General features: G+C 37.6%; 11 protein-coding genes. 10 read left to right on the top strand and 1 reads right to left on the bottom strand.

The window, feature by feature from the left end; all coding sequences use genetic code 11:
- The 10 genes from H541_RS0108955 to pheT all read left to right on the top strand — a co-directional run.
- Positions 1-625 (top strand): LysM peptidoglycan-binding domain-containing protein (locus H541_RS0108955; protein ID WP_022796980.1); only part of this gene is annotated, 625 nt, incomplete at its 5' end.
- A 515-nt stretch (positions 626-1,140) separates the two neighbouring features.
- A complete protein-coding gene (leuS, locus tag H541_RS0108950) occupies positions 1,141-3,555 on the top strand; it encodes a leucine--tRNA ligase (RefSeq protein ID WP_022796979.1) in 2,415 nt (804 codons plus the stop codon).
- Positions 3,556-3,605: 50 nt separating this feature from the next.
- Positions 3,606-5,444 (top strand): putative polysaccharide biosynthesis protein, encoded by a 1,839-nt coding sequence (locus H541_RS12210; RefSeq protein WP_022796978.1) that lies wholly within the window; start codon positions 3,606-3,608, stop codon positions 5,442-5,444.
- A gap of 47 nt (positions 5,445-5,491) precedes the next feature.
- Complete coding sequence (locus tag H541_RS0108940) at positions 5,492-6,208, top strand: pseudouridine synthase (protein ID WP_022796977.1); 717 nt, start codon at positions 5,492-5,494, stop codon at positions 6,206-6,208.
- 117 nt (positions 6,209-6,325) lie between these two features.
- A complete protein-coding gene (gene pepV, locus H541_RS0108935) occupies positions 6,326-7,732 on the top strand; it encodes a dipeptidase PepV (RefSeq protein ID WP_022796976.1) in 1,407 nt (468 codons plus the stop codon).
- Positions 7,733-8,160: 428 nt separating this feature from the next.
- Positions 8,161-9,501, top strand: coding sequence for a murein hydrolase activator EnvC family protein (locus H541_RS12835; RefSeq protein ID WP_022796975.1), 1,341 nt, complete (start codon positions 8,161-8,163; stop codon positions 9,499-9,501).
- 268 nt (positions 9,502-9,769) lie between these two features.
- The gene (locus H541_RS0108925) at positions 9,770-10,555 is read left to right on the top strand and encodes a TrmH family RNA methyltransferase (RefSeq protein ID WP_022796974.1); all 786 of its coding nucleotides are present in this window, start codon (positions 9,770-9,772) and stop codon (positions 10,553-10,555) included.
- Positions 10,556-10,679: 124 nt separating this feature from the next.
- Positions 10,680-11,192: an HDIG domain-containing metalloprotein gene (locus H541_RS0108920; protein ID WP_022796973.1), complete on the top strand. Its 513-nt coding sequence runs from the start codon at positions 10,680-10,682 to the stop codon at positions 11,190-11,192.
- Between the two features lie 486 nt (positions 11,193-11,678).
- Complete coding sequence (pheS, locus tag H541_RS0108915; protein ID WP_022796972.1) at positions 11,679-12,722, top strand: phenylalanine--tRNA ligase subunit alpha; 1,044 nt, start codon at positions 11,679-11,681, stop codon at positions 12,720-12,722.
- Positions 12,723-12,738: 16 nt separating this feature from the next.
- Positions 12,739-15,153, top strand: coding sequence for a phenylalanine--tRNA ligase subunit beta (gene pheT, locus H541_RS0108910; RefSeq protein ID WP_022796971.1), 2,415 nt, complete (start codon positions 12,739-12,741; stop codon positions 15,151-15,153).
- A 220-nt stretch (positions 15,154-15,373) separates the two neighbouring features.
- Here pheT and rnhC read toward each other — a convergent pair.
- A partial coding sequence (gene rnhC, locus H541_RS0108905) for a ribonuclease HIII (protein ID WP_022796970.1) occupies positions 15,374-16,348 on the bottom strand: 975 nt, incomplete at its 5' end.

Here is a 16,348-nt window from a genome sequence, read left to right as displayed (position 1 = left end):
TGCATCAGCTAAAGGAACCTATAAAGTAGTTAAGGGCGATGGTTTCTACGCTATTGAACGTAAGACAGGAGTGCCGGTTGACCAAATCTTAGCTGCTAATGGATTTAAATTGAATACAGTGATTCAACCTGGGCAAGTGATTAAATTGGGTGGGGCCTCTACTTCTAACAATAATGTAGTGACTTTAAGCACTTCAACAAGTACAGACAAGCAGAATGTTAATTCTGACTCTACAAATTCTGGAACTTCTAATGGAGAGACCTATACTGTTAAGCCTAAAGAAGGTTTTTGGAGGATTTCTCAAAATACCGGTATTTCAGTTGAACAAATATATGCAGCTAATGGTTTTAATGATGATACGGTTTTACAACCTGGTCAGGTTATTAAACTTAATGGTCCAGTAAATCAACCAGCGACTTTAGCTGCTTCAGTTGCAGTAGCTAATGCTAAATCAACTAGTCAACCGGTTCAATCTAATAACACTAAGACTGTAACGGTTAAAGCTGGACAAGGTATGTGGAGAATAGCCTTTAACAATGGTTTAACATTAGATGAATTCAAAAAAATTAATAATTTTTCAAATGATCATGTTTTAAAACCTGGGGATGTTGTAAAAGTTAAGTGATTATATTAGAATAGGCAAAGTAAGATATGACAATAGTTAGTATAATTAGTTGTTGTTATTATGTTGATTGAAATTTAATATGAATTTTGAGGACTAGTAGTCATTGTTTGCGTAAAGAGAGCATGTGGTAGGTGTGAACATGTCAATAAACAAAGATGAACTCACCTTATTAAAGAGTTGCATCGCTGATTGGTTTTAGAAGCGATAGCGGGTCGCTCCGTTATAGGTATGATAAGTTAAAGTTTTAGGTGGTAACGCGAAGCACGCCCTAGACAGTTCTGTCTTGGTGTGCTTTTTTGTGTATTGTAGTCAAATTTAGTGAATACACTTTATTTGAATCGGTCATTTTTAGGTATTATTTAAATACGGGTCTTTAAATACGGTGCCAAAAGGTTGTTTAGTGATTGTGCTTTTGTGCTATCCAATCTTTTGGTTAAAAAGAAGCGATTGATTGCGTTATTAGTTTAATTTTGACTTTTTCAGGAATTATCACGATAAAAAAAGGGGACGTACAAATGGATTTTAATCATGAAGCAATTGATAAAAAATGGCAAAAGATATGGGCAGATAAAGATGTTTTCAAAACTACGACAGATGAAGACAAGCCTTTTACTTATGTATTAGATATGTTTCCCTACCCGTCAGGTCAAGGACTACACGTCGGGCATCCTGAGGGATACACAGCAACAGATATAGTAGCTCGAATGAAACGGATGCAAGGACACAATGTGTTGCATCCAATGGGGTGGGATGCTTTTGGTCTGCCTGCTGAGCAGTATGCGTTGGATACTGGGAATGACCCCGCTGAATTCACCAACCACAATATCAATCATTTTCGTGAGCAAATGAAAATGTTGGGTTTCAGCTATGACTGGAGTCGTGAAATCAATACAACTGATCCAAAATATTATAAATGGACGCAATGGATTTTTACAAAACTATACGAAAAAGGATTAGCCTATGAAGCGAAAGTCAATGTCAATTGGTGTCCAGCACTTGGCACAACTTTAGCTAATGAAGAAGTGATTGATGGCAAGTCTGAACGAGGTGGTTTTCCAGTATACCGTAAGCCAATGAAACAGTGGATGTTAAGAATAACAGCTTACGCTGATCGGCTATTAGAAGATTTAGAAGATGTTGATTGGCCTGAAAGTATCAAGGACATGCAAAGAAACTGGATCGGAAAATCTAAGGGTGCGGAAGTTACTTTTAGCATCTTCGGTTCTAAAAGTTACTTTGTTGTTTTTACTACTAGACCTGACACATTATTTGGAGCGACCTATTGTGTTATGGCACCAGATCATGAATTAGTGTCAGAAGTAACAACAGCAGAGCAAAAAGAATCAGTTGAGGCTTACCAAAAAAAGACTAGTTTAAAGAGTGATCTTGAAAGAACAGATCTGAATAAGGATAAAACAGGTGTATTTACAGGTAGTTATGCTATTAATCCGGTAAATGGTAAGAAAGTGCCAATTTGGATAGCAGATTACGTTCTAAGCTCTTATGGTACTGGTGCAATCATGGCGGTTCCAGCTCATGATCAACGTGATTACGATTTTGCGACAAAGTTTGACCTGCCCATTGTTCCTGTTTTAGAAGGCGGAGATATCAAAAAAGAAGCTTTTGTAGGAGATGGAAACCATATTAATTCTGACTTCCTTGATGGTTTAACAAAAGGCGAGGCTATTCATGCTATTGTGGAGTGGTTAGAAAAGCAAGGCTTGGGTTCTGAAAAAACAACCTACAAATTAAGAGACTGGCTATTCTCTAGACAACGGTATTGGGGTGAACCGATTCCTGTCATTCATTGGGAAGATGGAACTATGACTACAGTTCCTGAGGATGAACTCCCATTAGAACTACCAAAAACGACAGACATTAAACCGTCCGGAACAGGTGAGTCACCACTTGCTTTGATTAAAGATTGGTTATATGTCACTGATCCAAAGACTGGTAAAAAAGGTCGTAGGGAAACAAATACGATGCCACAATGGGCAGGGAGTTCTTGGTACTTCATTCGTTTCGCCGATCCACACAATGACCAAGAATTGGTCAGCAAAAAAGCGGCTCAGCAATGGCTACCTGTTGATCTTTATATTGGTGGAGCAGAGCATGCTGTTCTGCATTTACTTTATGCACGATTTTGGCATAAGTTTTTATATGATCTAGGTGTTGTTGATTGTAAAGAACCATTCCAAAAGTTGTACAATCAAGGCATGATTTTAGGCGAAGGACATGAAAAAATGTCCAAATCAAAAGGAAATGTGGTTAATCCAGATGATGTTGTACATCAATATGGAGCAGATACCTTACGCATGTATGAAATGTTTATGGGACCCCTAGATGCTTCAATTGCTTGGAGTGAAGATGGCTTAGAAGGGTCACGCCGCTTTCTAGACAGAGTTTGGCGACTTATCATTACCCCAGAAGGGACAATTTCGTCTAAAATAGGGGATAAGTCAGATGATTCGGTCGTAAAGGTGTACCATCAATCTGTTAAAAAAGTCACAGAAGATTTTGACCAATTACATTTCAATACTGCTATTTCGCAACTAATGATTTTTATCAATGAAGCTTATAAAGCTGATAAGGTTTCAAAAGAACACATTGATGGTTTCTTAAAACTTCTATCACCTATTGCACCTCATATGGCAGAGGAACTTTGGTCGAAGCTTGGTCATTCTTCTTTAGTATGTGAAAGCACTTGGCCAACATATGAAGAAAAATACCTTACTGAATCTACTGTTGAAATCATTATTCAAGTCAATGGCAAAATAAAAGAACGTTTGGTGGTAGCAACAGGACTATCAAAACAGGAACTTGAAGATTTAGCATTGACAGAACCAAAGGTAGAACAATTGGTTCAAAGTCTTGATGTGATTAAAGTCATTACAGTACCTGATAAATTGGTAAATATTGTAGCTAAGTAACGAATAAGTAGAGTCTTAGTAAAGTCTAAGCAAACCGAAATGAGGATTATATGTCTAAAAAGAGAGGATATGGACTATTTCTCAGTCGTCTAGAACAAAGTGATTCTGAAAAACTAGTAAAAGGATCTGCTTGGATGACTGCTGGGAGTATCACGTCTAGGCTTCTGGGAGCACTGTATGTTATCCCATGGCTATATATGATCGGAAATGATAAAACTCAAGATTTAGCTAATGCCTTGATGAGTGTTGGTTACCGTATCTATAATGTCTTCTTGATCATTGCAACAGCTGGGATTCCTGGTGTCTTATCAAAAGAAGTAGCCTATTTCAACGAACGTGGAGAATACAGAAAATCTTGGCAACTGTTTGTTAAATCGTTGTTACTGATGTTAGCTTTTGGGGTAATATCTGGTGCGATAATGTTTGCAACAGCTCCAATAGTGGCTAGAAATAGCCCTCAGGTCAATGTTTCAGATGCTGTAATGGTTATCAGAAGTTTGGTTCCTGCAGTAGTAATCATTCCACCAATGAGTTTGATACGTGGTTTTATTCAAGGACACCAAGAAATGGCACCATCCGCTTTGTCGATGTTCTTTGAACAAGTGGGACGTATTGTTTATTTACTAGTAGCAACTTTTATTATTATGAAAGTAATGATGGGAAAATACCCATTGGCAGTTGCTCATTCGACTTTTGCTGCATTTGTAGGGGCAGTTATTTCATTACTTTATCTCACCTATGTCCTTTATCGGGAAAAAGATGATTTAAAGCTTAGACTGTCAGAAGATAACGAAAAAGTGAATAGTTTAGGTGGCTTTAGTTTTTATAAAGACCTGATTATAAATGCGATTCCATTCGTCTTATTTGCATCGGCAACTGAAATGTTAGGACTAGTAGATCAGTTCACCTTTGTACCAACAATGAAACGTTATACTGCGTTCTCTTCGGTTGAAATCGTTCAATTGTACGGTGTGATGTCGTTTAATGTTAACAAGTTGGTCATGATTATCATCTCCTTTGCCAGTAGTATTGGTGTTTCAGCCTTGCCACTTGTTGCAAGTTCTTACGCCAAACGAAATCGGGAAAAATTAGGCTTACTCATTGAGAACAATCTTGTATTGTTCTCGATCGTTATGTTACCCGCAGCAATAGGTGTATTTGTTGTGGCAGAACCTTTTTATAACTTGTTTTATAGTGCTAATGCAACTGGTACAACCATATTAAGGGTCTTCAGTATTGCTAGTATATTTTTAGGACTCTTCTTGATCCTTGGATATATTTTGCAAGCCACAAATCAAATGAGAACTATTGTCATGGGGTTAGTCATAGCCTTTGCTTTAAAAATTGCATGGCAACCGGTTATGATTAAATTCTTTAATGTGAATGGGGCTGTTTTATCAACTGCTATAGCTTTCTTAGCTATTGACATTCTTTTTCTATGGAGTATTGCACAGATTAGTGATATCAGGTGGACGAGAGTCTTTCGTAAATTGGCAATTGTAGCAGTGAATACCTTAATTATGGGGATAGTGGCCTATGGAGTCGTCTCTTTATTAGGCAAGGTATTGGTTTTAGAACGAAAAGTTTATGCTATTATTGCACTAGTAATTGTTGCTTCAATAGGAGCTTTTCTATACCTTGGGTTGACGCTGATTACAAATCAAGGGACTCTGCTGTTGGGCGCTAAAGCCGATCGGTTAAGGCAAAAACTACATTTGCCTTTACTGAATCATTCTTTTTTTGCTGATGACGAAATTAGTGATCTTAAAGAGAGCGGTCAAAGAAGAGACGAATACAGTCAAGAAGAAACAAGAATAGAAGATGATCAACAGACTGATGAAATGCCCAAAAGGGAGACCAGAAGTTCGGGAAGGCGTAGAAAAAGATAGTCTGACCCTTTAAAGATAAATGAGTAAGGCACATTGGGGGAGACCAAATGAGATTAGATAAGTTTCTGGCACATTGTCGGCTAGGTTCAAGAAAAGAAGTACGTCAAATGCTTTCTGACCATAGAATTTCAGTTAACGACGCGATAGAGACAGATTCATCTCATAAAATAGACCCGGATAAAGACACTGTTTTCTGTGACGGGAAAAAAATTATTTATCGCGAATTTGACTATTTTATTTTAAACAAACCACAAGGCTATTTATCAGCAACCGTTGATGATACAGAGAAGACGGTTTTAGACTTGATAGAGCCTCAAGATGTTGTGAAGGGATTGTTCCCAGTTGGAAGGTTAGACAAAGACACAACGGGGTTATTGTTGTTAACAAATAATGGAGCATTGGGGCATGAATTATTGAGTCCCAAAAAACATGTCACCAAAAAGTACGAGGCCATTGTTCGACCCCCTTTACCAACTGATGTTATAAGACAATTTTTAGAGGGCATCAAGTATGGCAAAACAACTTTTAAACCAGCTAGCCTTGTTCTGTTGGAGGAACTACCAGAAGGAATCAAGGTCCATGTGACTATTACTGAAGGTAAGTACCATCAGGTTAAGAAGATGTTCAGGGCAGTTGGTTCCCGAGTTAATTCGTTAAAGCGGATAGAGATGGGTCCTCTGAAGCTTCCGGAAGATCTGTCTTTAGGAAACTACCGACGATTGTCAGAAAAAGAGGAAAAACAACTGCTCTCTTCTGTTGATTAGACATTAGAAATCGAATGAAGATGGGCAAAACAGTTGTTTTAGGATTAATAAATGGTAGCATGGTAGTAGCAGAGTAGCTTAAGATAAAAAATATCATTTTAAAGGGGCGAATTAATTATGGCTATTGATTGGAAAAAAGAGATCGATAATTATAAAGAGGAATTACTTGAAGATCTATTTGAACTATTGAGAATTGACAGCGTTCGCGATGACGATCATAAATCGGATGAGTCTCCAGTGGGACCCGGTCCTAGAAAAGCGTTGGAAAAAATGCTGTCATTTGGTGACAGAGATGGGTTTGTCACCAAGAATGTTGACAATATCGCAGGACATATCGAATATGGTGCCGGTGATGAATTAATGGGATTACTTGGACATGTGGATGTTGTTCCCGTTGGTAATGGGTGGGACAATGATCCTTTTGATCCCCAATTGATTGATGGGAAAATTATTGCTCGTGGTTCAAGTGATGACAAGGGTCCTACAATGGCTGCCTACTACGCTATTAAGCTGATCAAAAAATTAGGACTACCAGTTAAAAAGCGTGTCCGTTTGATAGTTGGGACAGACGAGGAAAGTGAATGGCTATGCATGGACCGCTACTTTAAAACAGAAGAAATGCCAGATTTTGGCTTTTCACCAGATGCTGAATTTCCAATTATTAACGGGGAAAAAGGAATGGTGTCTTTGTACGTTTCTGTTAAGGGTGAACAAGATAAAAATGCTAGCAACTACTTGAATAGCTTTGACGCAGGAATACGGGAAAACATGGTACCTCAGGAGGCACATGCTGAAGTTCGTTTTGCAGATCCTGAAAAAGCTGAAAAAGCATTTTTTGATTTCTTAGAGCATAACCCAGTAACAGGCACATTTGAAACGCTTGATGATGGTAAAAGTGAGATTACCGTCTTAGGTAAAGCGAGTCATGGTAGCATGCCAGAAAAAGGGGTCAATGCTGGTACTTATCTAGCTGTATTTTTAACACAGTTTTCATTTACTGGGCAAGCAAAAGGTTATTTGGCATTGATTGCTGAACAAGTGCATTTAGATTTTACTGGGAAAAACGTAGGTGCTGAACATACAGATGAAGTGATGGGCACAACCTCAATGAATGCAGGCATTATGACATTTACTGAAGACACTCATGGCCTCGTTGTGTTGAACTTTAGATTTCCTAGAGGCATAACAGTTGAAAAAATCGAAATTGCTGCAGACAGTGCCTTGAGTAGTTATAATGCAACGATTGGCAGGGGGAAGGATAAAACTCCTCATTATGTTTCAGCAGAAGATGAGTTAGTTAAAACACTTCTTTCGGTTTATGCTAAGCAAACTGGATTTGAAGCACATGAGCAAAGTATCGGTGGCGGAACTTATGGACGCATACTCGAACGTGGGGTAGCATTTGGAGCTCTATTTCCTGACTCGGAGGATACCATGCATCAAGTCAATGAGTTTATGACAGTAAAGGATCTTTTAAGAGCAGCTTCTATATACGCTGAGGCCATCTATGAATTGATTAAGTAATTCGGTAATTCACTGGTTCATTGGGTCAGTGATTCAGTAATTTAAGAAAGTTGTGAATAGTTTTCGAGATAAATCTAAAAACGACTATGGTGGGTCTTGCTTCCATAGTCGTTTTTAGATTTTAGTGAATAGTAAGAAATTGATAGTAAGCAATTGATAGTAAGTAATTACATAGTAAGCTAGTAAAAGTAGGCAAGTGAATGGGTGGGGACAGACTGATTGATTAGAACTTTGTTATAGTTTTGTAATATATGGCTAAGATTGTTATTAGACTGAAATAGTTTTCACAAATAAATCTGTTAAAATTAGAATTGGGTTTGAAATATTCAAGTATTTATATAAGAAAACCATTTCGTTTTCAACTTCGAAATATGGTAGTTTTAATTAGCTATTATCTGACACTATACTGAACAGAGAGGATCAAACAATTGACTTATAAAGCCACTTTTTCAAAATTGACCTTATCCGCGATCGTAATCAGCAGTTTAATAGGGGGTACTACCGTTAAAGCGGATGCTATTTCTGACTTAAAAGATGAGCAGAATAAATTACATCAAGAGTCTTCCGTCTTAGAAGAAGAACTAAAGAATAAAGAGAATCAATTATCTGAACTTCAACTCAAAAAGGGTGATTTACAAAAGCAAATTAGTGATATTTCAGCAGATATCGATGCATTGACTGCTGAAATCGATAAATTAGCCCAAAAGATAGAACAAAAAAATCGAGATATTGTTGTGTTAACTGAGGAAATCACAGAATTGAAAGACTTGATTAAGCGCCGTGAAGAAAAATTGGCTGATCAAGCAAGAGCTGTCCAAAAAAGTGATCACTCATTTAAGTATATCGAGTATGTACTTGAAGCTGAGACTTTTTCTGATTTCATTTCAAGAAGTGCTGCAGTTGGAACGATCATTGATACAAATAACGATGTCATGACTCAACAAATGAATGATCGTCAAGAATTAGAAGAAAAACAATTAGCATTAACAAAAGAAAAAGAACAACTTGATGAGCTAAAACAGCAAAATATCGTGAATCAAAATAATCTTATCGCTAGGCAAGATGAAATGAATGATCAAGTCTCAAAATTACTAGCTCAAGAAGAGCTGACTAAGAGTGAGAAAGACAAAATTGCGGTTACCCAGCAGTCAATTGCTGATAAAGTTAGCAAACTTGACAAGGATATTTTAGCAGAGCAAGAACGGCAAGAAGCAATTCGTATCGAGGAAGAGCGAAAAGCAGCAGAACTAGCTAAGGCGGAACAAAAAGCTACTGAATCAAAATTGGTTGGTACTTCGTCAACTAATTCTGAGAATAATGCCGCGAATAGTGTCTCTAATAATGAAAGCAATGCTAATCAATCCGCTCCATCAAGTAGTGGCTTTATCCAACCAGCAAATGGTACGATAACTGCGGGATTTGGAAATCGTTCTAATCCTTTTGGTGGTGGGGCTTCTGAAAATCACTTAGGGTTAGATATTGCTGGTGGTGGACAAATTAAAGCAGCTACTAGTGGGAAAGTTGAGTATGCAGGTTATATGGGAAGCTATGGTTACATGGTTCTTATTGATCATGGTACTGTGAATGGTCAATCTTTAAAAACGGCATATGCTCATATGCAACCCTCATTAGCTGTTGCTCCTGGGCAATCAGTTTCTCAAGGGCAGACTTTAGGAATAATGGGAACAACAGGTAGATCTACTGGAGTGCATCTTCACTTCGAAGTACGTGTTAATAGTGTTCATGTTGACCCACGTGGTTATTTATAAAATCATATTTGATTTATTTGTAATACAATTTAGAATATAGAATCGTTTTTTGCAATCAATTTCACATGGTTCAATTTGAAGTATTAGTTATTTGGAAGAGATTTCAGTAACTAATACTTTTTTCATTTGAGTTACCAGACAAAGTAATTTAATGCTATATTTGTATTATTAAGTCACAACGTTCAATTAGTATATAATCACCTCAAATAAACAATTAACAACCAAACAATTTAAAATTTCTATTTTATACAGGAAGGAACCGACTGGAATGAATAACTTGTCATCTGTAAATAATGACTTGGTCAAGAAATGGTACAAGCTAACGCTCGCTAAGGAGAGAAAAAAAGAACAAAGTTACTTAGTAGAAGGCGAGCATTTAGTCGACGAGGCTATCAAATCAAAAGCATTACTTAAAGCTTTAATCATCAATGAGAGAGAACTTGAACGGTATCAGGACCTGATGAAACGAATCACTAATAGCGTTCCAATATATATTGTCAATGATGCCATTGCCACCAAAATATCACAAACTAAGAATACTCAAGGGATATTCCTGGAAATAGAAGCAGACACAGTAGCTATTGGTGATCTCTTACAAAAAACTCAGCTTGTACTTTTGGATCAGGTTCAAAATCCTGGTAACCTTGGAACCATTATTCGGTCAGCAGATGCGTTCGGCTATGATGGTGTGCTATTAAGTCAATCCTCTGTTGACCCTCTTAATGATAAGGTCATTCGGTCAGCTCAGGGAAGTCACTTTCATTTACCAATCGTAAAAACAGATCTCAGTTTGAAGGAGTTGTACTTCGAATTAAAGCAAAAGGCCTTCACCATTTATGCAACAGCTTTGCGTGATGATGCACGCTTACTAGATACTATTGAGTTTGCGACTAAAAAGGTAATCGTTATCGGTAACGAAGCACAAGGTATCAGTGAGGAAAGTTTATTAAATGCTGATCAATTAGTCACGATTCCAATCACTGGTCATGCTGAGTCTCTAAATGCTGGAGTAGCAGCGGGTATTGTATTATATCAAGCCATGACCAAGTCTTAAAAACTTAATATTTCTTAAACTATTTATTAAAATAGGTGACTTTTTAAGATGATGGTGACAGTTGTTAAAACTCTATGGTATAATGGGAGTCGCAAGGTATTAAACCTGTGAAAGGAATGTCCGTATGACATCAAACAATTGGACAAAAGATCAACAGTATCTATCATTTGTCTCCGATTTATTGGATAGACCCGAAGTTCAAAAATTAAATAATTATAAGCAACATCATGCTACGACGCGATTGAATCACTGTATTTCAGTTTCGTACAAGAGTTATTTGATAGCTAAAAATTTAGGTCTTAATGCAAAGGCCGTTGCACGCGCCGGCTTGTTACATGATTTGTTTTACTACGATTGGAGAACTACGAAGTTCATGGAGGGAAGTCATGCGTGGGTCCATCCCCAAATGGCTTATCAAAATGCGCTTAAATTAACAGATTTATCCGATTTAGAAAAGGATATTATTGTTAAACACATGTGGTTAGCTACTCTAGCTTTACCGAGATATAAAGAAAGTTATGTCGTGACGTGTGTGGATAAGTATTGCGCTATTTCTGAATATTCGAGTGGAAAAGCAGAGTCATTCAAACAATTTCTTAAATCTATTCCACAAAGACTGAGTTTAAATCATTATTGAGTTGAACTCTTCTAGCTTTATTGCTACTATCAGTGGTGTTAAGCCTTAGTGATAAGTGTTAACGTGTAAAATCAACATTAACCATTAGATTTTCCAGTATAAACGAATGAATGCCTATTCTGACCTTTAGTCAATACGGCTATCTGTGATAATGAAATGAGTGAATTAACTGGCGATTCACTACAATTTAATTAATAAGACTTACAATGATGAGAGACTGGTTATGATTTTTGAGTCAAAGGGAACTTTCGGCAAAGACTGAGACCGAGAGTACTTGATCCATAACTGCTTCACTCTCTAAGTATCCTTCGGGAGTTATTTTTTCTTCAGTTATTGAAAAATGACAAAAGAAGGCACGGTTCATTACCGTTAATAATGATCAAGTTGCCAATACTAATATTGGAACTAGGGTGGTACCGCGACGCATCTCGTCCCTAATCAGGGAATGAGGTGTTTTTTTATACAATTTTTAAGGAGTGAACACAAATGGATATCAATTTGTTTAAAGAAGAGTTAGAAGAACTTGCTAAAAAAGCAAAGCACATGCTAAATGAAACAGCGTCAAAGAATGACTTAGAACAAGTTAAAGTGTCGTTATTAGGGAAAAAAGGGTTATTGACCCTTCAATCTAAGAAAATTAAAGAAGCCAATAAGGAAGATAAACCAACCATTGGTCAAGAATTAAACCGAGTTCGTTCAGTGATTCAAACGACCATAGCAGAAAAAGAAAAAGAGATAAATGATAAGATTTTAACTGAAAAAATTGCCAAAGAAGCTATTGATGTCACATTACCTGGGAATCAAATAGCTATTGGCCATCAACATGTCATCACAAAGGTAAAAGAGGAAATAGAAGACTTATTTATTGGATTGGGCTATCAAGTTATTGACGGTCGTGAAGTCGAATCTGATCATTATAATTTTGAAATGATGAATCTTCCTAAAGATCATCCAGCTAGAGATATGCAAGATACCTTTTATGTCACTGAAAATGAATTGTTGAGAACTCAAACTTCTCCCATGCAAGCACGTACGTTAGAAGTCCACGATTTTACAAAAGGACCTTTGAAGATGATCAGTCCAGGACGTGTTTTCCGGCGAGATAGTGATGATGCGACACACTCGCATCAATTCCATCAAATTGAAGGGTTAGTTGTGGCTGAAAATATTACGATGAGTGATTTAAAGGGAACACTTGATCTGTTTGCAAAATCGTTGTTTGGTAGTGATAGAAAAACGAGGTTACGTCCAAGCTATTTCCCATTTACTGAACCAAGTGTAGAAGTAGATGTTAGTTGTTTTAAATGCAATGGTAAGGGCTGTAGAGTGTGTAAACAAACAGGATGGATCGAGATTCTAGGAAGTGGCATGGTTCACCCAAATGTCTTAGAAATGGCAGGTATTGATAGTGAAAAGTATAGTGGATTTGCTTTTGGACTTGGAATCGATAGAATTGCGATGCTGAAATACGGCATTGATGATATTCGTCACCTTTATCAAAATGATATCCGCTTCTTGAAACAGTTTTAGGAGGAAAAAAATCACTATGAAATTAGCATACGAATGGTTAAACGAATTTATTGATCTTAATGATATTGCTCCCCGTGATCTTGCCGAAAAAATGTCTAGAACTGGGATAGAAGTTGATTCTGTAGAACAATTAGATCAGAAGTTATCGAAATTGATAGTAGGGCAAATAAAGGATATTCGTGAACATGAGAATTCTGATCATTTAAAAGTGACTTTGGTTGATTGTGGGGAACCTGAGCTTCGGCAGATTGTTTGTGGTGATCCGAAAATCACAGTACAGCAAAAGGTTATCGTAGCCTTACCTGGGGCAGAATTACCGGGTGGTAAAATCAAAAAAGGAAAATTACGGGGGGAACTATCGGACGGCATGTTGTGTAGCCTAGAGGAGTTGGGCTTTTCAGATAGTGTTATTCCGAGCGAAGCTGTGGATCGTGTAACAGTTTTACCCGAAGAAACAGAAATCGGAACGGATGTTTTAGACCTATACAAATGCCACCAAGCACTTATTGAATTGGATATTACTCCCAATAGAGCTGATGCATTAAGTATGCGCGGAGCTGTTCATGAAATTTCTGCCATTTATGATCGCCCTAATAACCTTAAACCTGATACCGATGAGATAGGCTATGGTTCTGAAATTCCTGGTCTGATCTCAGTTGGTAAAGAAACAAATGATGTCTTTGATTATAATATGTTGATCATCAAGAATGTGACTATTGGACCGAGCCCAATTTGGATGCAAGCGCGTTTGATGCATGCAGGTATTAGACCAATAAATAATGTTGTTGATATTACAAACTATGTTTTATTGGAGTATGGTCAACCTTTACATTCTTTTGATTATGATAAGTTAAAAGCAAAAGAAGTTATTATTCGATATGCCACTGATGGCGAAGAACTCATAACTTTAGATGGTAAAAGGCGAAAACTGTCTGCTCATGATTTGGTAATCACTGCTCATGGAGAACCAGTTGCTTTAGCCGGTGTTATGGGCGGTGAATCGACCGAAATCGATGGTTCTACTACTACGGTTGCTCTTGAATCAGCAGTTTTTGATCCAACAACTGTAAGAAAAACGTCACAAAAATTCAACTTACGTAGTGAATCGAGTATGCGTTTTGAAAAGGGAATCAATCAAGCTACGATCTTAGAAGCAGGAAGATATGCTGCATCACTCATCGCCTTACTTGGTAGGGGGGAAGTAGTAGATGATGTTGCCACAGTAACAACATTGAATACTAATCTCATCACTGTTCCAGTATCATTAGACTATCTATCTCAAAAGATTGGAGTCTCGTTTACAACGGATCAAATTGAAAAAATCTGGAAACAACTCGAATTTGATTATGTCGTGAATGGGTCTTCCTACGAAGTTATAATTCCTAAAAGAAGATGGGATATCTCAATTCCAGCCGATCTAGTAGAGGAAGTGGCTCGTATTTATGGTTACGACAACTTGCCACTGACCTTGCCGACAATTAGTGGAACTGGTGGCCATCTGACCACAGCTCAACTTGCATTAAGGAAAATATCTAGATTGGCGGAGGCTTCTGGTATATCAGAGATCATTAGCTATGCTCTTACGAACAAAGAAACTGCAAAGCGTTTTAGTTTGAGTGAGGAGCCTGCTGTTACTCTCGCAATGCCAATGACTGAAGACCGTTCGACCCTACGCCAAAGCGTTGTCACAACAATGATTGAAACTGTCCAGTACAACCTAAATCGTCAACAAAGAGATTTAGCCCTATTTGAGATAGGACGTGTCTTTACTGCAACACCAGACCAGGAGGGGCTTGCTACTGAAAGAATGCACCTAGGCATCACTCTAACCGGTCATAAGCAAACCACAAAATGGCTGAATAATGATGCGGAATACACTTTCTTTGATGCTAAAGGGATTGTTGGAAGTATCTTCAAGGCATTTGGTGTAGAAGATGATGTGGTTTATGAGCAAACAAGCGGTATCGCAGAATGTCATCCTGGTCAAACAGCGATTATTCGTTATAATGATCAAGTCATCGGCTTTATTGGAAAACTCCATCCAAAATATGCTGCTGCACATGATTTAGCTGATACTTATGTTGCTGAACTAGATTTGGCCAATTTATTAACAGTCACAGAAACTTTGACCGGAAAGATTGATATTCCTAAATTTCCGACTGTTAATCGAGATATATCACTACAACTGCCAGAGAATGTATCCTATAGTGAGTTGATATCGGCTATTAAATCAGCAGCTTCTTCTCGGTTAAAACAAGTAGAGTTATTTGACTTATACGAAGGAAAACAATTAACGACAGGGTATAAAGCCTTATCGTTCTCACTTGTCTTTCGAGATGATAAGCAAACACTGACTGATGTAGAAGTTGATGAGGAATTTAATAAAATCAGTGCGGCTGTTATGGCTATTCCTAATGTGACTGTTCGATAGTTTGATACAGTAGAGAGACAAAGTTATTTTTAGTAATCGATAGTAAAACAGAAAGTAGGCCACGATCAGAATAAATCGTGGCCTACTTTCTGTTTTCATGTCCCAATTCTTATAGCTTTCTATTTCCCGCTTCGCTATTTTTTAATTATTGGGGTCTAGCCAGAATGTAATAACTATGACACATTAAGTGCTAGCGGATTTTATATAATATCAGCTACCGTTAATGGGCGCCTTTTGTAGTTGCTAATGCGATAGCTTTGTTTGTATTAGCAAAATGTAATTTAGCTGTTTGTTCTAACCCTTCAAGCCCAAATTTTTGATAGATATTCGCCGCGACAACATCACTTTTGTGGCTCGCTCCTGATGGTAGTTGGATATCATAGGGTTTTCCTAAAGTCGATAAACTTTTAAGGAAAGCACTTCTTGCAATAATAGAGGCTGCTGCAACTGCTAGTGACTTGCTTTCGGCCTTTGGGGTAATGATAACGTTTTTTCTTGTGATTCTAGTTTGACCATTCAAATGCTTGAAGTAATTGGCAGCTGGTTCAAACTGGTCGATAATAATGTGGTCCACGTGGTTTGAGGCCGATAAACGGTCTAGTAATTCTGTGATCACAAAATTGTGGATAATAGCTTTTAACTGGTGTTGATTATACTGTTTTTGTAAGGCATTGTACCGTTCAGGGACCAGTTCATATAATTCATAAGGAAGTAGGTCTTTTAGAATTGGTGAAAGGGAAAGAATTTTTGAATCTGTAAGCATCTTTGAATCTTTGACACCGAGTTGCTGCAAACGTGAAATCACGTCCTGAGAGACATATGTAGCACAGACAGTCAGAGAACCAAAGTAACTGCCGTTCCCATTTTCGTCACTACCGATGGTGTTTGACTTGGCTACTAGTGGTGAGACATTAGTACCCTTAGAACTGTTCTTAGAAGTGCTCTTAGAAGTGCTCTTAGAAGTGCTCTTAGAAGTGCTCTTAGAAGTGCTCTTAGAAGTGCTCTTAGAAGTGTTTTTAGACGGACCGTCAATCGCAATAGTTTTAAAACCAAGATCGTTCGCAATTTGGTTCGCTTTTTGACCTTGAATCATTAATTTCAAACTATTATAAAGTGTAATGGTATGATTTTGATACTTAGCTCGGAACTGAGTGTGAGCAATTGGTTCTACAGCAAAATTTTTCAGTTTGTTCAT

The organism is Bavariicoccus seileri WCC 4188, from assembly GCF_000421665.1.
GTDB lineage: Bacteria > Bacillota > Bacilli > Lactobacillales > Aerococcaceae > Bavariicoccus > Bavariicoccus seileri.
Note: the sequence above shows the minus strand (reverse complement) of the source record. Positions and strands in the feature narration are given on the sequence as shown.